Origin of the sequence: Streptomyces sp. NPDC059866 (genome assembly GCF_042731325.1) — a bacterium.
Classification (GTDB): domain Bacteria; phylum Actinomycetota; class Actinomycetes; order Streptomycetales; family Streptomycetaceae; genus Streptomyces; species Streptomyces flavusporus.
Map to the genome: position 1 here is coordinate 35,156 of NZ_JBHWJT010000018.1, position 21,474 is coordinate 56,629.

Genomic DNA, 21,474 nt, shown 5'->3' on the forward strand with positions numbered 1-21,474 from the left:
GCGACTCGAGGGGAAGCCTAAACTGAGGCAAGCCTAACCTGGTACGCGGGTCCGTTCTATGAGCTCATAAGCTGACCTTATGGGTCTCATAAGGTCTCCTCGGGGCTGTCGAGGCGCCCCCGCGCCGCCGGTCCGCGCCGACCCACCGTAGTGTTTTGCTTCTGCCTGTGGTGGTGAAGGAGAGTCGCGGTGGCATGCCGCATCTTGATCTGTTGTCGACGTTCCTGGAGATCTACCGGGCGGGATCGCTGTCCGCGGCGGCTCAGCGGCTCGGGGTGACCCAGCCGGCCGTCACCGGTCAGCTCGCCCGGCTCGAGGAGCAGATCGGCGAGCCCCTGTTCGTCCGTACGCACAAGGGCGTCACCCCGACCCAGCGGGCCGCCGCGCTGGCGTCCCGCATCGGTGTGCACGTCGACGGGCTGCGCGAGGCCCTGCACCCGGCCGATGCCGAGCCGCCCCTGCGGGGCACCGTGCGGATCGGCGGAGCGGCCGAGGTGATGACGCTGCGTGTGCTGCCGGTGCTGGCCGGGCTGGCCCGGCGCGGTGTGACCGTCCACGTGACCCTCGGGCTGGCCGACGACCTGCTCTCCCAGCTGGTCAACGACCGGCTCGACCTGGTCGTCTCGGCGGTACGGCCCGCCCGCGCCGCGGTGCTCGCGGTGCCGCTCGTGGACGAGGAGTTCGTCCTGGTCGCACCGCCCGCGATGGCCCACACGATCGATGCCGGCCGCCTGAGAACCGAGCCGGTGGCCGCACTGGCGCATCTGCCGCTGGTCGCGTACGCCGAGGAACTGCCCATCGTGCGCCGCTACTGGCGCAGCGAGTTCGGGCGGCGGCCGCCGAATCCCGTGGCCATGGTCGTCGCCGACCTCAGGGCCGTCCTCGCGGCAGTGGTCGCGGGTGCCGGAATCTCCGTGCTGCCGCGGTACATCGCCGCACCGGCCCTCGCTGCCGGGGAGGTGGTGCAGCTGCACCACCCGGAGGTGGCGCCGCTCAACACCCTGTACCTGGCGGTACGGCGGGGCGCTCCGGCGGGCCCCGCCGTCACCGTGCTGCGCGACCGTCTCCAGCAGGCCGCGCGCCGGTGGAACACCCTGTGACCGCTACTCGGCCACGCCGTCCGGGCCGAGCACGACCTTGCCGACGACGGTGCCGGACTCGGCGTGCCGCAGCGCGGCGGCCGCCTGCCGGAGCGGGTAGACCCGGTCGATCCTGGCCTCGATCGCCCCGGACCTGAGCAGGCCGAAGATCTGCGTGAGGTCTTCGCGCAGCTCCGCCCGGTACTGCCGCGGATGCCGCGCCTTGCCGGCCCACAGGTTGAAGAAGTGCGCGCTGCGGCCGTTGGGCAGCGCGTTCCACATCGCGAGCCGGGCGACGAGCTTCAGGACCGTGATCGTCCCGTTGCCGGCCTGGTCGCGGGTCGAGGCGCTGCCGTAGGAGACGAGGGTGCCGCCGGGGGCGAGCATCCGCCAGGAGTCCTCGATGCCCTTGCCGCCCACGTGGTCGAAGACGGCGGCCACGCCGTCGGGCGCCAGCTCGCGGACGCGGGCGGGGACGTCGCCGCGGTAGTCCACGGGGAGGGCCCCCATGCCGGCGACGGCCTGCTGGTTGCGGGCCGAGGCGGTGCCGATGACGGTGATGCCGTTGCTGCGGGCGAGCTGCACCAGCACGCTGCCGACGCCGCCGTTGGCCCCGTGCACCACGATGGTGTCGCCCGGGCGGACCTTCGCCGTGCGGTAGAGCATGCGCCAGGCCGTCGCGCCGTTGGTGACCAGTGTCTCGGCCTCCGCCGCGGTCACCCCGTCGGGGACCGGCACCAGATCCGCCGCGTCCAGCAGGACGTGGTCGGCCCATCCGCCGGTCTTGGTGAGAGCGGCGACCCGCTGCCCGACGGACAGCCCGGGTCGGCCGGGCGCCGGTGGGCCCAGCTGCTCGACGACGCCGACCAGGTCGTAGCCGGGCACGAAGGGGAACTTCGGCATGTCGTAGTACTTGCCGCGCCGCATCTGCTGCTCGGCGAAGGTCACGCCGCTGGCCTCCATCCGGACCACGGCCTGGCCGGGGCCGGGCTGGGGCAGCTCTCGTACCCGGAGTTCGAGGCTCTCGGGCTCTCCGACGGCGGGCAGGACGACTTCGGTGGCTTGCACGACTGGCTCCTTCTGTAGATGCACGGTAGATGTGTGGTCAACCACTCACTGACGAGGCCCGGGAAAGGGCGACTGTCGGTCCGCAGGGACCGGACGGCCGCCCGGGCGGGGTCGGTCAGTAGTGCGTGATGCCCGCCGCCAGGGTGCGGGTCCAGGGCGCGTCGACGGACTCGGCGTCGATGGAGACGATCAGATGGCAGAGCATGCCGGTGGCGAAGAACTGCTGGACCTGCTCCTCGCTGCCGCCGGACGCGCCCCGGACGTACTCGACCGCGCGGGCGTACCCGGCCCTGACCGCCTCCCTGACGGCGGGCTCGGAGACGGCCGCCGCCTGGGCGTGCAGCTGCACCAGCAGCAGGTCGTTGTCGCTGATGAGGCGGGCGTAGGCATCACCCATCGACTCGAGCACGGCCTCGGGGGCGCTGCTGCGGGCCTCGGCCGCTCCGCCTTCGAGGGCTGTGCGCACCTGGGTGAAGCAGTGCTCGACGACTGCGGTGAACAGCGCCTCCTTGTTCGGGAAGAGCCGGTAGACGTAGGCCTGCGAGATGCCGGCCGCCTTGGCCACTTCCGTGGTGGTGGTGCCGAAGTAGCCGCGGGCCGCGAACGCGCCGATGGCGGTGCGCAGGACCGTCTCACGGCGTTCCTCGGCGGTGGAGAGTCGGCGCTGTTCCGTCTTCATGTGAGTACTTAATCACTCACACTTGAGGAGTGTCAATGGTCCTTGGTCAGCCGTCTCGCTCGGGGCAAGGGGAAGGCCATAATTTTCCTAATGGCTTCCGTGTGCAACGAAAAATTCCCTGATGGACCATGGTCCGCATGTCGAAGATTCTGATGGTCATTTCGAGCGCGAACAGCATGCAGCTGGCCGACGGCTCCACCCACCCCACCGGTTACTGGGCAGAGGAGGTCGCCGCATCCCACGAGGTGCTCACCGCCGCCGGTGCCGAGGTTTCGATCGCCACGCCGGGCGGCGTCCGGCCGACGGTCGATGCCCTCAGCCTGGACGAGCGCGGCGGGGTGGCGGAGGCCGACGCGCAGCGGCTGCGTGCCTACCTCGACGGCATCGCCGACCAGCTGTCCGCGCCGCTCTCCCTCGCCGAGGTGCGGGCCGGCGACTACGACGCGATCTACATCCCCGGCGGCCACGCCCCGATGGCCGACCTCGCCACGGACGCCGACCTCGGCCGGCTGCTCGACGAGGCCGACGCCTCGGGCCGAACGGTGGCGGCCCTGTGCCACGGCGTGGCCGCGCTGCTCAGCGCCGGACGGCCGGACGGCGGCTTCACGTTCGCCGGCCGCACCCTGACCTCGTTCACCGACGAGGAGGAGCGCCAGGGCGGTCTGGGCGACAACACGCCCTACTACGTGGAGAGCAGGCTGCGTGAGCGCGGTGCCGTGGTCGAGGCCGGGCCCGCGTGGAGCAACACGGTGGTGCAGGACGGCAACCTGATCACCGGTCAGAACCCCCAGTCCAGCAAGGCCACGGCCGAGGCCGTACTGAAGACCCTCGCCGACTGACCGCCGGGCCGCGCCCACCCGGGCGCGGTTCAGCCCTGCACCGGCGTTCGGGCCGACAGTCCTCGGTTCAGGCACTGGGTCAGACGGGCCGCGATACTTCCGTCGGGATCCAGGCGGGGGTTGAAGATCGTGACGTCGATCCCGGTGGCCCGTTCGTCGGCCAGGGCCGTGTGCAGCACCTGCTCCAGCTCCGCCCAGCTCAGCCCGCCGGGCAGCCGGTAGTCGACGGCAGGCATGACCGCGTCGTCCAGAACGTCGACGTCGAGGTGGATCCAGTAGCCGGGGCCGGGAACGCCGGTGAGCCGGTCGACGGCCTCGCGAGCGGCCGTGGCAGCGCCCGCCGCACGCACGCCGTCGAAGTCGATCGCGTACAGCGAGGGCGGCAGCGGCTGCATCCCGAACACGGCGGCCTCGGTGGCATCACGGAAGCCGAAGGCGACGACGTCCTCGTCCCGCACCAGCGGTCCGCGGTCCTCGAGGTCGGCGAGCGGCCGGGGCCCGCGGCCCGTGGCCAGGGCGAGGTCCATCGAGGCCGCCTCGCCCACCGGTTCCGCTTCCGGCTGGTAGAAGTCGCTGTGGCCGTCGAGGAACAGCAGCCCGTGGCGTCCGCGCCGCTTGAGGGCGAGGAGCGCGCCGAGCAGGATGCTGCAGTCGCCGCCGAGGACGACGGGGAAGCGACCGGTGTCGAGAACGCCGGCGACCGCGTCGGCGAGCCGGACGGAGTACTCCGCGATTCCGGCACTGTTCAGGACCCCGGTGTCGGGATCCCGCCCAGGCGTGTAGGCCGGCGGTTCGACCCGGCCGGCCCGCACCGCCCCGGGCCGGTCCAGCAGACCGGCATCGAGCAGGGCCGCCGGCAGCTCCTGCACGCCGGTGGGTCGCAGTCCCAGCACGGACGGCGCCTCGATGATCGCCAGTTCCTGCACGTCACAGCCCCTTCGCCGATGGGCGGTGGCTCCACAGCCCATCGTCCCGCAGAACGCGGCCCACGCCCAGCCGACCCAGGTCAGCCGCCCCGTCCGGTCGGCAGTGCAGGAACAACCGGGGCTCCGGTACGGCATCGGGGTGAGCGGGAGTGAACAGCGCCTCGTCCTGCCGGAGCACCCGTGCGCAGCTTGCGGCCGTACCCGGGGGCACGGCAGGGTTCGGTGGCGTGACCACCTTGCTGATCGTGCATCACACGCCGTCGCCCAACTGTCAGGCGATGCTCGAGGCCGTCATCTCCGGTGCGACGACCCCGGAGATCGAGAACGTCCGGGTCGAGCGACGGGCGGCACTGTCCGCGACGGCGTCCGACGTACTGGCCGCCGACGGGTATCTGCTGGGTACACCGGCGAACCTCGGCTACCTGTCCGGCGCCCTCAAGCACTTCTTCGACCAGGTCTACTACCCTTGCCTCGACGAGACACGGGGGAGGCCCTTCGGCTACTACGTGCACGGCGGCAGCGATGTCACCGGAGCGGTGCGCGGCATCGAGTCGATCACGACCGGCCTGGGCTGGCGGCGTACCGCCGAGGCGGTGACCGTGACGGGAGAGCCGGACCGGGCCGACATCCAGGCGTGCTGGGAACTGGGGGCGACGGTGGCCGCCGGACTCATGGAGCCGTGACGATCGGCCACCCCTCAGCTGCCAGGTCATTCCGTGACCCGACTCGCCTCGGCCACCGGTCGCGGCGCCGGGTACCGGTCCGCCATCTGCACCATCAACAGCAGGAGCAGCGCGGCGAGCGAGGCCAGCGACGCGCACACCGCGGTGAGACCGGCGCTCCAGGGCGGCGCCACTGTGATGTGCAGGGCCCGGGACAGCCCGGCCGAGTGGATCCTGCCCTCGAGCAGCCCGGCCGCCGCCAGCGTCGCAGGCAGGGCCACACCCGCCATCAGCATCGGCACCGTGGTCCGAAGAGCCAGCAGGACAGCCAGCACCACGCACGCGCCGGACGCCCCGAGTGTGGCGACGTAGATGCTGGAGGTCGTGCCCTGACGGTGCAGCGGGAAGCATGCGGCGCCGCACACGACGAGGGCTGCAGCGGCCAGCCAACTCGGCCAGAACACAGGTCGCTTGGGCGGGGCAGGGGGGCGGTCACGCCGTATGCGGACGGTTCGCCTTCCGCGAAGCCCGAGGATGAGTTTGCTGTCCGCCACCGTGAACACCTCGGGGACGGGCGCGAGGGCGGCGCTCGGCATCGCGTCCTGTGCGGCGGGCCCGGATATCAGCTCCGGCCGAACCCCGTACGGTTCCCGCACCTGTTGCTGGGCCAGCCGTCCGATGAGCTCCACGAGCTCCTCGACCGGCCGACCCGTGGCGGCCGCCCGCACCGCTGCCTGTCCGCAGTGCGGCTCCAACGGCGTCTGGTGCAGCAACGCCATCAGACGTGTGACGTCCTCGACGCACCGGCCCTCGACCGCCGCGCGGATGGTTTCGTCCGCGCTGTCGGCCCCACGCGGCGGCCGGGTCAGTTCGGCGACCAGATGGGCGACGTCGTCCACCGGGCGGGTCACCGCGACGGCCCTCAGGACGGCGACGACCGTCTGTGCGTACTCGGGTGACTCCTCCATCAGCGTGACGAGCCGGACGACTTCCTCCAGCGGCCGAGCACTGACAGCGGCATGGACGAGGTCGAAGCCCGGATCGCCGTACGAGCCTCCGCCCGCAGCGCCCTCCTCGGGCCGGGGTGCCGTGGGGAGTTGGGGAGTGCTGTCGTCGGAGTGTCCCGGGGGACCGGCGTGCCCGGTGTTCTCCTCGGGTCCTGGGCCGATGGCCGAGGCCGGGCCGATCGCCGGGATGGTCCCGGACAGCGGTTCCGCCGAGGGGATGGCCTGGGTGAAGGCTATGGCGGGCTGATTCGACTGGGATGGTGAAGAGCGGGTGGTCATCCTGGGCTCCATGGGAGAGGTGCGGCCGCTCCTGCGCTGCCGAAGCGCGACGCGCGTTGTTCCGTCCCATTCCTAAGGCCCCGTCGGCTGCCTCGCCACCTGGGTACAGCGACCGTGTGATGTCCCGGTGGGGAGTTCGGTCGTCCTGCATGCCGGGCCGGATCTGTGGCCGAGGCCACGCCGCAGATGAGATCCGGGCCATGTGGGGCCGGCCCGGCCGCGGGCTACCGTTTGCACACCCCTGCTTCCCGCAAACACCTCGGACGGCCCGGCAGTGCTCGTAGACCTCTCCCCGCTCATCGCGGCGACCACCCAATGGCTGACGCGCGCCTACCCGGCGTCCGGCGGTGCCCTCGCCTCCGCCCTGTGCGAGGTGCAGGCACGGCAGGCCGTGACGGTCGCGGCGTGGCTGCGGTATCCGACGCAGATGGACGCCGCGCTGGTCGGGATGGCCGGGCCCGGAGGCTCGGCGCGACTCGACTGGATCACCGGCGCGGACTCGGACGGGGGACAGGACCCGGAGGGTGATGCCTGGCGGACCTGGGTGGACGAGGTCGTGGCGAGCTGGGCGGCCTGCCTGCTCACGGACGCCGAGCTGGCCGGCCTTGCGGTGACCGCGCTCGCCGACGGCGGACACACCGGGGGCACACCGGTCGAGTTCCGGCGCCTGATCGCACCCGACGAGCAGGACCGGCAGGCCGCTGCCCTGCTCCGACACCCCGACCTGCTCGCACCCGTGGCCGAGCTGCACCAGACCCTCCTTCTGGACCGCCTGGGGCCGGGACAGGCACTCACCGCCTGAGGCCGACGTGGCGGTGACGCCGGGGGCGGGCGTCCGGGGCCGGTCCTGAGGCGACGCAGGCGCTCCGGTGCCGAGACTGCGGCGGGTCCGCCGCCTGCGGGACGGCCGGGGCAGGTGTTCCGGCGTCCGGCCCGGCCGTGACGCCGTGCGGGGGACGGCCGGGGCAGGCGCTCGGCGGCCGAGGCCCACCCCGTGTGACGACGCCTGTGAGGCGACCCGCGTCGTCAGTCCGGCTTGCCGCGTCCCGTCAGTGCGTCGCGCAGCCGGTCGACCAGTCCGGTCCCCGGCGCCAGCAGCTTGTTCAGCGGAGGCGTGTCCGGGGCCGACGGATGCGGACGGGTCGGCGCCAGCATCTTCGCCTGGCGGACCTTGTCGCCCAGGTCGTCGAGCGCCTGCGGTGAACATGCGGCGCGCAGCTTGGGGAACAGGTTCTGTTCCTCGTCGGCCACGTGCGTGCGGATCTCACTCATCAGCAGGCCGATGAGGCGGTTGAACTCCGGATCGTCCGCATCACAGCTCTCCAGGTCCTTCATCAGCTGCTCGGCCCTGGAATGGTCCTCGATCTCCTTGTCGGCCAGGGCGTTTCCGTCCGGTACGTGCTCCCGGACCGCGGGGTAGAGATAGGCTTCCTCGGCCACCGAGTGCCGTACCAGCTCCATCGTGACCTGGTCGGCGTGGAGCTTGCGGTCCTTGTCACCGGGCGGCAGCCCCTCGATCCGGCCGAAGAGCTCCTCCACCTCCCGGTGATCGGTCACCAGCTCGTCGATGACGTTTCCCTCATGTGGCATGTCCATCGCCTCCAGCGTGGCTTCGGCGGTTCCGGATGACTCCCGCCGCTGCCTCCGAGTGCCCTGCCCCCGGAGGGCCAACCCGCTCGGGTGCGCGCCTCACGCCCGCCAGCTGTACCGCCGCTCGGGCCGCCCTGCCACCCCGTACCGCAGCGACACCTCGGCGTTGCCGGTCGTGTGGAAGTACTCCAGATAACGGCGCGCGCTCACCCGGGAGACGCCGGTCAGGGAGGCGCACTCGGTGGCCGAGAGCGTGCCGTCGGCGGAGCGCAGGGCGCGTTCGACCAGCTCGGCGGTCTCGACGCTCATCCCCTTGGGCAGCGCACCGCCGGCCGGCACCGGTGCGCTCGCCCCGGCCAGGACCCGGTCCACATCGGCCTGACCGCGTACGACGGTGGCCAGCAGGCGCCCGCGCTGGGCGACGTAGCGCTCCAGGCGGGCCCGCAGGTCCTCGAACTCGAAGGGCTTGAGGAGGTAGTCGACCACGCCGTGCCGTACGGCGCCGCGCACCGTGTCCGCCTCCCGCGCGGCGCTGATGACCATGACGTCGCAGTCGTGGCCGGCGGTGCGCAGCCGTGGGATGACGTCCAGGCCGAAGACGTCCGGCAGGTACAGGTCGAGCAGCACGAGGTCGGGGCGCAGTTCGTCGACGGCGTCGACGGCCTGCTCGCCGCTGCTGGCGACGCCGACGACCCGGAACGGCGGGATCCGTTCGACGAAGGTGCGATGGACCCGGGCCACCATGAAGTCGTCGTCGACCACGAGGACGTCGATCGCGTCCGCCGCACCGGACGATTCCGTCGTACTGGTCATCGGCCCGCTCCTTCCGCCACCGCGTCGGTGAGGTGGCTGACGGTCATGCGTGCGGTGAACAGGGCACCGTCGGGGGTGTTGGTCACCGAGATCTCGCCGCCGTGCCGCTCGCAGACCAGCCGGGTCAGCGCCAGGCCGATGCCGCGCTCGCCCTTCTGGGCGGCCTTGGTGGTGAAACCGTGCGAGAACACCTCCCGCGCGAGGTCGGGCGCAACACCGGGCCCGGAGTCACGGACCGCGATCTCGACGGTGGAGGCGTCCTGCCGCAGTTCGACCTCGACCCAGGCCCCGCGGTCACCGCCGTCGCCCGCCGCGGCCGCGTCCACGGCGTTGTCGACGAGGTTGCCGACCACCGTGGCCACATCGGCGGCGTCCTCCGGGGCGAGCCGGCCGAGTGCGGTGTCGTCCGAGATCCGCAGGCGGACCTTGCGTTCGGCGGCCTGCGATGACTTGGCCATGAGCAGGGCGGCCACGGCCGTGTCGCGTACGCGTCGGCTGAGCGTGACGTCCAGCGACTGGCGGCGCTGGTTCAGCGCGCGGATGTAGCGCACCACCTCGTCCTGTTCCCCGATCTGGATCAGCCCGGAGATGGTGTGCAGCTGGTTGGCGAACTCGTGCGCCTGCGCGCGCAGCAACTCCGAGGAACTGCGGAAGGAGCCGATCTCCCGCTCCAGCCGGGCCAGTTCGGTGCGGTCCCGCAGCGTGGTGACCGAGCCGAGGAGCCGGCCGTCCTTGGTCACCGTCATCCGGTTCATCACCAGGACCCGGTCGTGCCGGATGACGACCTCGTCGCGCTTGTCGGCCGGGCCCTGAAGGTCTCCGGCCAGCACGTCCCGCAGCCGCCCCTCGATGCCCAGGTCGGCCAGGCTCCGGCCCACGCAGTCCTCGGGCAGGCCGAGCAGGCGCCGGCCCATCTCGTTCACCAGGGTGAGCCGGTGCTGCGGGTCCAGGGCGACGACGCCCTCGGCGATCCCGTACAGCATCGCCTCACGATGCTCGGCCAGCCCGGTGATCTCGCGCGGCTCCAGGCCGAGGGTCTGCCGTTTGACCCGCCGGGCCAGCAACAAGGAGCCGGCCAGACCGAGACCGCTGGCGACGCCCAGGTAGGCGAGCAGATAGGAGGAGGCGCCGCTGAGCCGCTGCCACACCGTCAAAGAGGCCTCGCCGATCATCACCGTGCCCAGCTGCCGCCCGAGGCTCTCCCGCGCGGCCCCGAGCACCGGCACCTGCGCCACGAGTTCCCGTACGCCGTCCACCTCCAGCTCCCCCGACCAGCCGCGCCCCACGACGGCGCCCTCGCCCAGCGGCAGCGCGTCGCCGATCACGGTGGGATTCGTGGAGCTGACGATCCGGCCGTCCGCGTCGGCCACCGTCACCGAGGTCACCCCGGACTGGGACTGAGCGGAGTTGACCAGCGGCGCCAGGGCCTCCCGCGGCAGCGGCGCCACGAGCTGGCTGCGCACCAGGGGATTGGCGGCCAACTGCTCGGCCAGCGCGCTCACCCGGCGGCCCTCGACCCGGTTGAAGGTCGCCTCCGACTGGGCGAGCGAGACCGCGGCGACCGCCAGCAGCACCACCACGACGATGGCGAGCTGAAGCACCAGCATCTCGCCTGCAAGGGTCTGGCGACGGAAGGTGGCGACCACGACGGACTCGATCTCTGACAGCGGGGGCTCACGGACGGGGCTGCCTCATCATGGCGTCCACCTGCGCCGGAGGAAAGAGATCGGTCGGCAACCCGGCTGCTGACACAAAGACCAAAACCTCCGTTGGTTCCGGAAGCGAGACAGGCCGTCGACACGCAGGCACCATGTGGCCCACATCACCCTCCCCCACAGGGCCTTCCCGAACCGCATCCACGAACCGACAGGTGGTGGCACCAGTGCGCCTGCGCACCCCCCTCGCCCTGCTCGGGGCCGCCGTACTCCTGCTCCTGGGACCGCCCCTGCTGAGCACCGGCAGCGGCGCCGAGACCGGCACACAGATCCCGGGACTGCGCTTCATGGTCCCCAACACGCCCGGCGGCGGCTACGACATCACGGCCCGCACGGCCGCGAAGAACGCCGAGGACGCCGGGCTCACGCCCAACGTCGAGGTGTTCAACCTGCCCGGAGCCGGCGGCACCGTGGGCCTGACCCGCCTGGTGAGCGAGCACGGCAACGGCAAGCTCGCGATGTCGATGGGGCTCGGCGTCGTCGGCGCCGTCCGCTCCAACCACGCGCCCAAGACCCTCGCCGACACCACCCCGATCGCCCGGCTCACCGAGGAGCAGGACGTCGTCGTGGTCGCCAAGGACTCCCCGTACAAGACGATCGACGACCTCGTCGACGCCTGGAAGGCCGACCCCGGCAAGCTCCCCGTCGGTGGCGGATCCTCGCCGGGCGGACCTGACCATCTCGCGCCGATGCTGATGGCGCGGGCCGCCGGCATCGCCCCGAAGGAGGTCAATTACATCCCCTTCGACGGCGGCGGTGAACTGCTCGCCTCGATCCTCGGCAACAAGGTCGCCTTCGGTGTCTCCGGCGTCGGCGAGTACCTCGACCAGATCAGGGCGGGGGAGCTGCGGCTGCTCGCGGTCACCGGCCCCGAGCGCGTCGACGGCCTCGACGCGCCCACACTCCAGGAGGCGGGCTACGACGTGAACTTCACCAACTGGCGCGGCATCGTCGCACCGCCCGGTCTCTCCGACGCCGAGCGCGACAAGCTCGTCCGGCTGATCGAGGAACTCCACGACTCGCCCGAGTGGCAGAAGTCCCTGAAGCAGAACGGCTGGGACGACGCCTTCCTCACCGGCGAGAAGTTCGGCGCGTTCCTGGACGCCCAGGACCAGCGCGTGGTCTCGGTACTGAAGGAGCTGGGACTGTGACGACACAGACCACCGACACCCCTCCGGCGCCCGCGCCGGCGCACCGCTCCTGGCTGCGCGAGCACTCCGAACTCGGCGTCTGCGTCCTGCTGCTGGCCCTCGGCGTGCTGGTGCTGACCGACGCCCTCACCATGGACGTCGACATCGCCCAGCGCGGACCCGTCGGACCGAAGACCGTACCGATCGTCGTGGGCGCCGGACTGCTGCTCATCGCCGCCCTGCTCGCCGTGGACGTCCTGCGCGGCGGCCGCGGTCAGGCAGAGACCGGCGAGGACATCGACCTGTCCGAACCCGCCGACTGGCGCACCGTGCTGCTGCTCGCCGGAGTCTTCCTGGGCGCCGCCGTCCTGATCGAACCCCTCGGCTTCCCCATCGCGGGCGCCCTCCTCTTCTGGGGAGCCGCCTTCGCGCTCGGCAGCCGCCACACCGACCGTGACCCGCTCATCGCGGCCGGCCTCTCCCTCGTCACCTACGTCGTGTTCAACAACCTGCTCGGAGTGCCGCTGCCCGGCGGCCCCCTGATGGGAGTGCTCTGAGATGAACGCCCTCGACTCCCTGCTGGACGGCTTCGGTACGGCACTGACCCCGCTCAACCTCCTCTGGGCCGCCCTCGGCGTGCTCCTCGGCACCGCGATCGGCGTACTGCCCGGCATCGGACCGGCCATGGCGGTGGCGCTGCTGCTGCCGGTGACGTACGGGCTGGATCCCATCGGCGCGTTCATCATGTTCGCGGGCATCTACTACGGCGCCATGTTCGGCGGTTCGACGACGTCGATCCTGCTCAACACCCCCGGAGAGAGCGCCGCCGTGGTCGCCGCCATGGAAGGCAACCCGATGGCCAAGGCAGGGCGCGGCGCACAGGCGCTGGCGGCCGCCGCCATCGGCCACTTCGCCGGCGGCATGGTCGGCACGATCCTGCTGGTCGCGCTCGCCCCCACGGTCGCCGAACTCGCCGTCGACATCGGCGCCCCGGACTACTTCGCCATCATGGTCCTCGCCTTCATCGCGGTGACCTCCGTGCTCGGCTCGTCCCGCATCCGCGGGCTCGCCTCTCTGCTGATCGGCCTCACCCTCGGCCTGGTCGGCCTGGACCAGATGACCGGGCAGCAGCGGCTCACCTTCGGATCGCTCCAACTCGCCGACGGCATCGACGTCGTGATCGTCGCGGTCGGCCTCTTCGCCATCGGCGAGGCCCTGTGGGTCGCCGCCCACCTGCGGCGCAGGCCCGGCGAGGCGATCCCGGTCGGCCGCCCCTGGCTGGGACGCGGCGATGTGCAGCGGACCTGGAAGTCCTGGCTGCGCGGCCCGTTCATCGGCTTCCCCTTCGGGGCGATCCCGGCGGGCGGCGCGGAGATCCCCACCTTCCTGTCGTACGTCACGGAGAAGCGCCTGTCGAAGCACAAGGACGAGTGGGGCAAGGGCGCGATCGAGGGCGTTGCCGGACCGGAGTCCGCCGCGTCGGCCTCGGCGGCGGGGACGCTGGTGTCGATGCTGACGCTGGGCCTGCCCACCACCGCGGTCGCGGCGGTCATGCTCGCCGCGTTCCAGCAGTACGGCATCCAGCCCGGCCCGCTGCTGTTCGAACGCGAACCCGAGCTGGTGTGGGGCCTGATCGCCTCCCTGTTCGTCGGCATGGTGCTGCTGCTCGCCCTGAACCTGCCGCTCGCGCCGGTCTGGGCGAAACTGCTGCGCATTCCGCGGCCGTACCTCTACGCGGGGATCCTGTTCTTCGCCGCGGTCGGCGCCTACGCGGTGGGCGGCGAGGTCGTGGACCTGGTGATCCTGCTGGTCATCGGCCTGATCGGATTCGGTATGCGCCGCTACGGCCTCCCCGTGCTGCCCGCCGTCATCGGGGTCATCCTCGGCCCGAACGCCGAGCAGCAGCTCCGGCGCGCCCTGCAGATCAGCGACGGCAGCGTCTCCGGCCTGGTCGACACGCCGTTCGCGGTGACGGTGTACGCGGTGGTCGTCGTACTGCTGGCCTGGCCGCTGCTGAAGCGCTTCGTGCGCCGTCCGGGCACGTCCTGATGCGTGGCCGGGGGCCGCGAGTATGCGAGTGCGGCCCCTGGCCACCGCCGATCATGTGTCGTCCACCCGGCGCCGGTCCGCCTCGTCCCAGGCGCGGGTGTCGCGTGGCTCGATGTAGGGCTCGGCGTCGGGCGGGTGCCCGCCGACGATGGCCCGCTGGCGTGCGATCTCGGCATCGAACTCCAGGCCCAGCAGGATCGCCAGATTGGAGATCCACAGCCAGATCAGGAAGACGATGACGCCGGCCATGGTCCCGTACGTCTGGTTGTACGAGCCGAAGTTGGCGACGTAGAACGCGAAGCCGGCGGAGGCGATCAGCCAGATCACGAGGGCGAGGAAGCTGCCCGGGGTGATCCACCGCCAGCCCTTCACCTTGGCGTTGGGGCTCGCCCGGTACAGGATCGCGATCATGAACGTGACCAGGAGGACCAGCACGGGCCACTTGGCGATCGACCACACCGTCAAGGCGGTGTCCCCGATGCCGATGATGTCCCCGGCCCGGCGGGCCAGACCGCCGGTGAAGACCACGATCAGCGAGCTGATCATGGCCAGCACCATCAGGACGACGGTCAGTGTCACGCGGATGGGCAGGACCTTCCACGCCGGACGTCCCTCGGGAATGTCGTAGACGGCGTTCGCTGCACGCATGAACGCCGCCACATAGCCCGACGCGGACCACACCGCCAGCACCAGGCCGATGACGGCCACGATGGTGCCGGTGCCGGCGGTGTTCTGCAGTTGTTCCACGGCCCGGACGATGATGTCCCGGGCCGGCCCCGGCGCGAGCTGCCGGACGTTGTCCAGCACCTTGTCCGTGACCGAGGGACCGGCGATGCCCAGCAGTGACACCAGCACCAGCAGCGCCGGGAACAGCGACAGCACGCCGTAGTAGGTCAGCGCCGCCGCGCGGTCGGTCAGCTCGTCGTCCTTGAACTCCCGCAGGCTTCCCTTCAGCACCGCACCCCACGACCGCTTCGGCAGGTGCGTCGGCGTATCCGGTGCTGCCCGGTCCACCTCCGGCCCCGGCCCGGCCTCCTCCGGCGCCGGACTCCGGTCGCCGTGATCCTTCCGCCCAGGAAGATGGAGCTTCGTCATGCGTGCCGAGTAACCCTCGGCCCCGTACTTCAGTCGGCCGTCGCATGGGCTGCGGAGAGTGACGGACGATGGCAAGCCGTGGCGTCGGCGCCGAGCGGTGCCGTGGCTCTGGTCCGAACCACGACACCTCACGAAGCCGAATCCGCGGCGCCGGCTTCGTGTTCCATCCGCGTACCCCCGATGAAAGGTCGCCGATCGGGCTGGGTCAGCTTTCCGGGACGGCCTTGGCGCGGATGGTCTGGGCCACGTCGCGGAGCTTGACGTTGTGTGTCTGGGAGATGCGGCGCAGCACGTCGAAGGCCTCTTCCTCGCTGAGGTGATGGCGCTCCCGCAGGATGCCCATCGCCTCACCGATCGCATGACGGGTGTCCAGGGCGTGTTCCAGCTGGTCCACCGCGCGGGCACTGGCCAGGGCGACGGCGGCATGGGAGGCGAGCAGCCAGCCGGCCGTCTCGCTCTCCGGACCGAAGGCTCCCGGGCGGGAGGAGTAGAAGTTCAGGGCGCCGAAGTCCTCCTCCTGCGTGTAGAGCAGGAAGCCCATCATGCTGCCCACGCCCAGCTGCCGGGCCGCCGGCGCGAAACGCGGCCAGTGCGGCTGCGGCTTCGTCATGTCGGTGATGCGGAACAACCGCTCGCCGTCGGTACGCCGGGCGGCGTCAAAACAGGGGCCCTCACCCAGTTCGCCCTGCAGCCGGTCGGACTCCTTCCCCATCTCCCCGCACGAGGAGAGGGTCACCGCGCGCCCCTTGCGCAGGGTAAGGACACCCGCCGCCTCGCACCCCTCGATCAGCTCGACGGCACTCGAGGCGATTTCGTCCAGCGTGTCCTGCGGGGAGCTCTGCGCCAGCAGGTGCCGGGCGAGCCCCGCCATCTGTTCGGCGAACTCACGCCACTCCATCGCCCACCGTCCGCTCCTCGTACCTTCGCTGCGGAAGGAGGCCGAAGGTCGATCGTCGGGCCCGGCCCCCGCAACCCAACTGCTCACGCCGACCAGAGCGCCGACCCAGCCGCCCTCAGCCTACCGCTCGGCCGCGGCCCTGGAATCCGTGCACGACTCTGGGAACCTTTGCGCCGACTCGTTACCCTCCGCCCATGATTTCCACGGTTGTGTGGGGTACGGGGAATGTCGGCCGTGCGGCCATCCGCGCGGTCGACGCGCATCCGGCGCTGGATCTTGCGGCCGTGCTGGTGGCCGACCCCGCCAAGGTCGGCCGGGACGCGGGCGATCTGGGCGGGCTGGGGCGGCGCCTCGGGGTGTCGGCGACCGATGACGTGACGTCGGTTCTCGCGGCCGGGCCGCGTGCCGTGGTGTACGCGGCGTCGGGTGACATACGGCCGGACGGGGCGCTGGCGGACATCGGTCGAGCCGTTCGGGCCGGGGCGGTGGTCGTCACTGCGTCGGTGTACGGGATGTACGACGTGCGGGGCGCCCCGCCCGAGATCAGGGACCCGCTGCTGGAGGCCGTCTCGGCCGGCGGCGGGTCGCTGTTCGTGTCCGGGGTGGACCCCGGCTGGGCCAACGACACGTTGCCCCTGCTGATCAGCGGACTCGGCTCGCGCATCGACGCGGTCCGCTGCCAGGAGATCTTCGACTACTCCACCTACGAACAAGAGGAATCCGTACGGAATCTGGTGGGCATGGGCCGCCCGATGGACTACCAGCCGCTCATGCTCGCCGAGAGCGTGCCGACGATGGTGTGGGGCGGGCAGATCCGCATGATGGCCAAGGCGCTCGGCGTCGAACTCGACGAGATGCGCGAGACGCTGGAGCGACGCGCGCTCGAAACCACCGTCACCACCCCGACGATGGGGGAGTTCGAGGCCGGTACCCAGGGCGCGGTGCGCTTCGAGGTGCAGGGCATCGTCGACGGCCGGCCCCGTATCGTCGTCGAACACATCACCCGCATCCACGCCTCCTGCGCCCCGGACTGGCCCGCACCCCCCGACGGCGGTGCGGGAGCACACCGGGTGATCATCGAGGGCCGGCCCCGCATCGAGGTCACCGTCACGGCGACCGACGAGGGCGAGAACCGGTCGGCGGGCGGCAACGCCACCGCCGTCGGCCGGCTGGTGAACGCCATCGACTGGCTCACCGAGGCCAAACCCGGCCTCTATGACGCACTCGACGTCCCGCTGCGCCCGGCAGCCGGCCGACTGGGAAGGACCTGAGCGGTGACCCTGCGCATCGACATCCCCGACGGAGCGGACCCCATCCCGTACGTGTGGGGCGCGATGGTCCCCGACATCGGCACGGCCGCATCGAACTTCTCGCTGGCCGTGTACGCCCACACGACCCTGGGCCTGAACGAGTTCGAGGCCGCGCGGCTGCGCATCGCGCAGATCAACGGCTGCGCCTTCTGCCTGGACTGGCGCACCGAGCGGGACGGACGGAAGGTCGGCGAGGACTTCGCCGAGGCTGTCGCCTCCTGGCGCACCACGGACGCCTTCGACGAACGGACCCGGCTGGCCGCCGAGTACGCCGAACGCTACGCCGTGGACCATCACCACCTCGACGAGGAGTTCTGGAGCCGGATGACGGCGCACTACAGCCAGGCCGAGATCGTGGAGTTGAGCATGAGCATCGGGTCGTGGCTGGCGTTCGGCCGGCTCAACCATGTGCTCGGGCTCGACACGGTCTGCGTCCTGCCCCGGCCGTGAGGCGGGCCGAGGCCACGCGGAGACCTCGGCCCGCCGGAAGCGGGACGATCACAGATCAGCGGCGATGATCTCTTCGATGTTCCGTTCGGCGAGCGCCGTGATGGTGACGAAGGGATTCACGCTGGCGTTGCCGGGGATCAGCGAACCGTCGATGACGTAGAGACCCGAATGGCCGTGCAGACGGCCGTAGTTGTCCGTCGCCTTGCTGAGCACCGCACCGCCCAGAGGGTGGTACGTGAGGTGGTCGCCCCAGATCTTGTACGCGCCGAAGAGATCGGTCCGGTAGATCGTCCCCTCTTTGGCGTTGATCCGGTCGAATATGGACTTGGCCATGTCGATGGACGGCTGTTTCCAGGCCGTCTGCCAGTTCAGCTCCACTTTCCCGCTCGCCGCGTTCCAGGAGAACTGGGCGCGGTGCGGGTTCTTGGTGATCGACAGATAGAACGAGGCGTAGGTCTCGATTCCCGTGGGCAGCGGGGCGACTTCCGCGAATGCTCCGCCCGTGGCCCAGTTGTCGATTCCGGCGGTGGGAATGGCGGACTGCAGGGCGCCGGTCGGATCCCACATGTGGTTGGCGCGTCCGCACATGACGTTGCCGTTGTCGCCCCAGCCCTTGCCGACCTCGCCGTTCAGCCCCGGCAGCGCCCCGGTTGCCTTCAGCCGGACCAGCAGTTTGCTGGTTCCCACGCTGCCGGCGGCGAAGAAGACGCGGTCCGCGGTCACCGTCTTCGTCGCCGTGACGGCGCCGGTGGTGTCGAGTTGCTCGATGCCGACCAGATAGCCGCCGGTGCCCGCGGGAGTGACCGTCGTGACGCGGTGCAGGGGCGAGACGGTGACCTTTCCCGTGGCTCTGGCCTGGGCGAGATAGGTCTTCTGCAGGGTTTTCTTCCCGTGGTTGTTGCCGTACAGGATCTCTCCGGCCAGCGCCGACCTGGGGACCGTACCGGCGGCTTCCTGCTTCATGTACTCCCAGTCGTAGACGTCGGGCACGAAAAGGAAAGGGAAACCGGAACGCTCGGCGTGCTTTCGGCCGACGCGGGCGTACTGGTAGCACGCGGCGGTCTCGAACCACGCCGGGTCGATGGTGCTGACGCCGAGGCCGGTGTTGGCGCGCGGGTAGTACACGTCGTACATCTCGTCGGCGTCGACCGAGGGCAGGACGGCACCGAAGTTCTCCCGTTTCGGCGTGACGGCCATACCGCCGTTGACCAGTGACCCGCCACCGACACCACGTCCCTGATAGACGATGATCCCGCCCATGTCCTCGGCGTCCAGGATTCCGGTGTAGCGGGGTACGTCCTTGTCGAGCGGATAGCCCAGGAAGTTGCTCAGGGGTTGTCGGGTGCGGGTGCGCAGCCAGAAGGACCGGTAGTCGGGACGGGTGGTGTTGGCGAAGATCCTGCCGTCCGGGCCCGGGGTGTCCCAGGCCATTCCCATCTCGACGACGTGGACGTCGACGCCCGCCTGAGCGAGCCGCAGTGCGGCGACCGAGCCGCCGTATCCGCTGCCGATCACCAGGGCGGGAACGCGGGCATCCGGTGCGATGACGGCGCTGCTGCTTCGGGACGCAGCCGCCGAGGCGGAAGTGGGAATGTTGCTGCTCCCGATCGCAGCCGCACCAAGAACAGAACTGGTTCCAATGATGAATCGACGGCGGGAACTCCCTCTGTGATGGCCTCTGTTCTGGAGGTCAGCGCTCATACAGCACTCCTCTGCTTCGAGTGGTCGAAGCGGGTTTTACTGCCACTTGCGCGATAAGTCACGACACACCCGGAGGTAACTTGCTTTCTTTCTTCACCCCTTGACGAGGGGTTGGTCCGTACCTATGGTCTCGGCAGCGCGCGTGTTCAGTCCCCCACCTGTCGTTCACATAGAAGAACGGACTCGTATGGCACACGCCCCCGCCCGACACCGCCGCAAGTCCCGTGCGTCCCTCCTCACCCTGGGAGCCACCACCGCCGCTCTCGTGGCGGGACTGCTCACCTGGCCCGGCGCACCTCACGCCGACGCAGCCCCGGCCACCTTCGTCCACCCCGGAGTGACCGTCTCCCGGAGCCAGTTGGACTTCACCCGAAACAAAGTCAACTCCGGCGCCCAGCCCTGGAAGGGTGCCTTCGACCGGATGACGGCGAGCAAGTACGCCGACCTGAACCGCACACCCAGACCCCGCGCGATCGTCGAGTGCGGCTCGTACTCCAACCCCAACAACGGCTGCACCGACGAGCGCGAGGACGCGATCGCCGCCTACACCCACGCGCTCGCCTGGTACATCACCCGCGACGAGCGGCACGCGAAGAAGGCCATCGAGCTGATGGACGCCTGGTCGGCCGTGATCCGGGACCACACCAACAGCAACGCACCCCTGCAGACCGGCTGGGCCGGCTCCTCCTGGCCGAAGGCCGCCGAGATCATCAAGTACACGTACACCGGCACCTGGGCCAACTCCGGCCGCTTCGCCACCATGCTCCGCACCGTCTACCTGCCCGAGATCATCAACGGGTCCAACTCCAACGGGAACTGGGAACTGTCGATGATGGAGGCCGCGATCGGCATCTCCGTCTTCCTCGAGGACAAGGCGTCGTACGACAAGGCGATGGCGAAGTTCCGCACCCGCACGGCCGCCTACGTCTACCTCGCCTCCGACGGGGAACTGCCGAAGACCGTCCCCAGCCAGAACCTCGACACCCGCGAGAAGATCGTCAACTACTGGCAGGGCCAGTCCACCTTCGTCACCGGCCTCACCCAGGAGACCTGCCGGGACTTCACGCACACGGGATACGGCATCTCCGCGATCTCGCACGTCGCCGAGACCAGCCGGATCCAGGGCCAGGACCTGTACGGCACCGACGTGGGCGAACGGCTGCGGCACGCGCTCGGCTTCCAGGCCAAGTACGAACTGGGCGCGGCCGTCCCGGCCTGGCTGTGCCGCGGTTCCCTGCACCTCGGACTCGGCCCGGTGACCGAGGTCGGCTACAACGCGATGCACAACCGGCTCGGCCACGCCATGACCAACACCCAGGCGCTGACCGAGCGGAACCGCCCGGCCGGCAGCAACAACCTGTTCGTGGCCTGGGAGACGCTCACCCACGGCGACAACCCCGACTGAAGCGGTCAGGTCAGGTGATGTGGTGCACCACCTGGCTGGTCAGCTCGTAGCGGGCACCGACGATGGCGAGTTGACCGGCGCTCACCTTGGCGGCGAGGTCGGGCTCGGCCGCCAGCCGCGAACGGACGAGCCGTACGTTCGCGTCGATCGCCGCGTCGACGCGGGCGTCGCCCTCCTCGGTGTGGTCTATGGCCGGTGCTATCTGGTCGGCGAGGTACTGGATGTGGGCGGGCAGCGGCTCCCCGGACTCGTCGGCGTCCACGGCGGCCCGCACGGCACCGCACGACTGGTGCCCGAGCACCAGGACCAGCGGTATCGCCAGTTCGAGCACCCCGTACGCGATGCTGCCGAGCACGGCCTCGTCCAGCACCTCACCGGCCGTGCGCACGGTGAGCAGGTCCCCTAGCCCCTGGTCGAAGACCAGCTCCGGAGGAACACGGGAATCGACACACCCGAGCACCACCGCGAAGGGATGCTGACCCGACGTCAGCGCCTGACGGACGGCGGGCGTCTCGTCCGGATGCTGCTCACGATAGGTGCGCCACCGCACATTGCCCGCCGCCAGCTCCCGCAGGGCCTGGCCGGGAGTACTGGGACGCGGTCGCGCGGTCGAGGATGCGGCGGATGCGGGGGAGGCCACGGCGAAGCCTGCACCGAGGGCGGCGGCACCGGTCAGTGCGGTGCGCAGGAGAGCACGGCGGGCGGGAGTCACCGCGGCGGCTCTGCGGGGAGTGGAATCGGAGTTCACGGCGCAGAACGTATGCCCGAGTCCGGCGCCC

At 70.8% G+C, this 21,474-nt stretch carries 21 protein-coding genes; 10 read left to right on the plus strand and 11 right to left on the minus strand.

Annotation, left to right across the window (positions count from 1 at the left end; genetic code table 11):
- The first annotated feature begins 194 nt into the window (after positions 1-194).
- Positions 195-1,100: a LysR family transcriptional regulator gene (locus ACFV7R_RS26920; protein WP_385267875.1), complete on the plus strand. Its 906-nt coding sequence runs from the start codon at positions 195-197 to the stop codon at positions 1,098-1,100.
- Between the two features lie 3 nt (positions 1,101-1,103).
- Here the strand turns inward: ACFV7R_RS26920 and ACFV7R_RS26925 are convergent, their stop codons facing one another.
- Both ACFV7R_RS26925 and ACFV7R_RS26930 read right to left on the minus strand, forming a co-directional pair.
- Complete coding sequence (locus ACFV7R_RS26925; protein ID WP_385267877.1) at positions 1,104-2,147, minus strand: medium chain dehydrogenase/reductase family protein; 1,044 nt, start codon at positions 2,145-2,147, stop codon at positions 1,104-1,106.
- A gap of 115 nt (positions 2,148-2,262) precedes the next feature.
- A complete protein-coding gene (locus tag ACFV7R_RS26930; protein WP_385267879.1) occupies positions 2,263-2,826 on the minus strand; it encodes a TetR/AcrR family transcriptional regulator in 564 nt (187 codons plus the stop codon).
- A gap of 137 nt (positions 2,827-2,963) precedes the next feature.
- Here ACFV7R_RS26930 and ACFV7R_RS26935 point away from each other — a divergent pair, with 137 nt between their 5' ends.
- Positions 2,964-3,665 carry a type 1 glutamine amidotransferase domain-containing protein gene (locus ACFV7R_RS26935; protein WP_385267881.1) on the plus strand — a complete coding sequence of 234 codons (702 nt, stop codon included), beginning with the start codon at positions 2,964-2,966 and terminating at the stop codon, positions 3,663-3,665.
- Between the two features lie 29 nt (positions 3,666-3,694).
- Here ACFV7R_RS26935 and ACFV7R_RS26940 read toward each other — a convergent pair whose 3' ends face one another.
- Positions 3,695-4,591, minus strand: coding sequence for an arginase family protein (locus ACFV7R_RS26940; RefSeq protein ID WP_385267883.1), 897 nt, complete (start codon positions 4,589-4,591; stop codon positions 3,695-3,697).
- A 227-nt stretch (positions 4,592-4,818) separates the two neighbouring features.
- Between ACFV7R_RS26940 and ACFV7R_RS26945 the strand changes: the two genes are divergently transcribed.
- Positions 4,819-5,274: a flavodoxin family protein gene (locus ACFV7R_RS26945; protein WP_385267885.1), complete on the plus strand. Its 456-nt coding sequence runs from the start codon at positions 4,819-4,821 to the stop codon at positions 5,272-5,274.
- 26 nt (positions 5,275-5,300) lie between these two features.
- On the opposite strand, the gene ACFV7R_RS26950 is transcribed toward ACFV7R_RS26945, so the two are convergent.
- Positions 5,301-6,539: a hypothetical protein gene (locus ACFV7R_RS26950; protein ID WP_385267887.1), complete on the minus strand. Its 1,239-nt coding sequence runs from the start codon at positions 6,537-6,539 to the stop codon at positions 5,301-5,303.
- A gap of 274 nt (positions 6,540-6,813) precedes the next feature.
- On the opposite strand from ACFV7R_RS26950, the gene ACFV7R_RS26955 reads away from it, so the two are divergent.
- On the plus strand, positions 6,814-7,341 hold the full coding sequence (locus ACFV7R_RS26955; protein WP_165396532.1) for a hypothetical protein: 528 nt from the start codon (positions 6,814-6,816) through the stop codon (positions 7,339-7,341).
- Between the two features lie 224 nt (positions 7,342-7,565).
- Here ACFV7R_RS26955 and ACFV7R_RS26960 read toward each other — a convergent pair whose 3' ends face one another.
- The 3 genes from ACFV7R_RS26960 to ACFV7R_RS26970 form a co-directional block, all read right to left on the minus strand.
- Positions 7,566-8,129: a hemerythrin domain-containing protein gene (locus ACFV7R_RS26960; RefSeq protein ID WP_385268180.1), complete on the minus strand. Its 564-nt coding sequence runs from the start codon at positions 8,127-8,129 to the stop codon at positions 7,566-7,568.
- Positions 8,130-8,228: 99 nt separating this feature from the next.
- On the minus strand, positions 8,229-8,942 hold the full coding sequence (locus ACFV7R_RS26965) for a response regulator (protein ID WP_385267889.1): 714 nt from the start codon (positions 8,940-8,942) through the stop codon (positions 8,229-8,231).
- The gene (locus ACFV7R_RS26970; RefSeq protein WP_385267891.1) at positions 8,939-10,588 is read right to left on the minus strand and encodes an ATP-binding protein; all 1,650 of its coding nucleotides are present in this window, start codon (positions 10,586-10,588) and stop codon (positions 8,939-8,941) included. Before ACFV7R_RS26970 ends, ACFV7R_RS26965 begins: the two co-directional genes overlap by 4 nt.
- 236 nt (positions 10,589-10,824) lie before the next feature.
- Between ACFV7R_RS26970 and ACFV7R_RS26975 the strand changes: the two genes are divergently transcribed.
- From ACFV7R_RS26975 to ACFV7R_RS26985, 3 genes are read left to right on the plus strand one after another with little or no spacing between them, the layout of a single operon-like run.
- Positions 10,825-11,808, plus strand: coding sequence for a Bug family tripartite tricarboxylate transporter substrate binding protein (locus ACFV7R_RS26975; RefSeq protein ID WP_385268182.1), 984 nt, complete (start codon positions 10,825-10,827; stop codon positions 11,806-11,808).
- Positions 11,805-12,344, plus strand: coding sequence for a tripartite tricarboxylate transporter TctB family protein (locus ACFV7R_RS26980; protein WP_385267893.1), 540 nt, complete (start codon positions 11,805-11,807; stop codon positions 12,342-12,344). Before ACFV7R_RS26975 ends, ACFV7R_RS26980 begins: the two co-directional genes overlap by 4 nt.
- 1 nt (position 12,345) lies before the next feature.
- The gene (locus ACFV7R_RS26985; protein ID WP_385267895.1) at positions 12,346-13,836 is read left to right on the plus strand and encodes a tripartite tricarboxylate transporter permease; all 1,491 of its coding nucleotides are present in this window, start codon (positions 12,346-12,348) and stop codon (positions 13,834-13,836) included.
- Positions 13,837-13,887: 51 nt separating this feature from the next.
- Here ACFV7R_RS26985 and ACFV7R_RS26990 read toward each other — a convergent pair whose 3' ends face one another.
- Together ACFV7R_RS26990 and ACFV7R_RS26995 are read right to left on the minus strand one after the other, a co-directional pair.
- The gene (locus tag ACFV7R_RS26990; RefSeq protein WP_385267897.1) at positions 13,888-14,931 is read right to left on the minus strand and encodes a YihY/virulence factor BrkB family protein; all 1,044 of its coding nucleotides are present in this window, start codon (positions 14,929-14,931) and stop codon (positions 13,888-13,890) included.
- A gap of 205 nt (positions 14,932-15,136) precedes the next feature.
- Positions 15,137-15,829 carry a GAF and ANTAR domain-containing protein gene (locus tag ACFV7R_RS26995; RefSeq protein WP_385267899.1) on the minus strand — a complete coding sequence of 231 codons (693 nt, stop codon included), beginning with the start codon at positions 15,827-15,829 and terminating at the stop codon, positions 15,137-15,139.
- Positions 15,830-16,023: 194 nt separating this feature from the next.
- Between ACFV7R_RS26995 and ACFV7R_RS27000 the strand changes: the two genes are divergently transcribed.
- On the plus strand, positions 16,024-17,100 hold the full coding sequence (locus ACFV7R_RS27000; protein ID WP_385267901.1) for a dihydrodipicolinate reductase: 1,077 nt from the start codon (positions 16,024-16,026) through the stop codon (positions 17,098-17,100).
- Positions 17,101-17,163: 63 nt separating this feature from the next.
- On the plus strand, positions 17,164-17,589 hold the full coding sequence (locus ACFV7R_RS27005) for a carboxymuconolactone decarboxylase family protein (protein WP_385268184.1): 426 nt from the start codon (positions 17,164-17,166) through the stop codon (positions 17,587-17,589).
- A gap of 48 nt (positions 17,590-17,637) precedes the next feature.
- Here ACFV7R_RS27005 and ACFV7R_RS27010 read toward each other — a convergent pair whose 3' ends face one another.
- Positions 17,638-19,290 carry a GMC oxidoreductase gene (locus ACFV7R_RS27010; RefSeq protein WP_385267903.1) on the minus strand — a complete coding sequence of 551 codons (1,653 nt, stop codon included), beginning with the start codon at positions 19,288-19,290 and terminating at the stop codon, positions 17,638-17,640.
- 187 nt (positions 19,291-19,477) lie between these two features.
- Between ACFV7R_RS27010 and ACFV7R_RS27015 the strand changes: the two genes are divergently transcribed.
- A complete protein-coding gene (locus tag ACFV7R_RS27015) occupies positions 19,478-20,695 on the plus strand; it encodes an alginate lyase family protein (protein ID WP_385267905.1) in 1,218 nt (405 codons plus the stop codon).
- Positions 20,696-20,705: 10 nt separating this feature from the next.
- Here the strand turns inward: ACFV7R_RS27015 and ACFV7R_RS27020 are convergent, their stop codons facing one another.
- Complete coding sequence (locus ACFV7R_RS27020) at positions 20,706-21,443, minus strand: carbonic anhydrase (RefSeq protein ID WP_385267907.1); 738 nt, start codon at positions 21,441-21,443, stop codon at positions 20,706-20,708.
- Positions 21,444-21,474 lie beyond the last annotated feature (31 nt).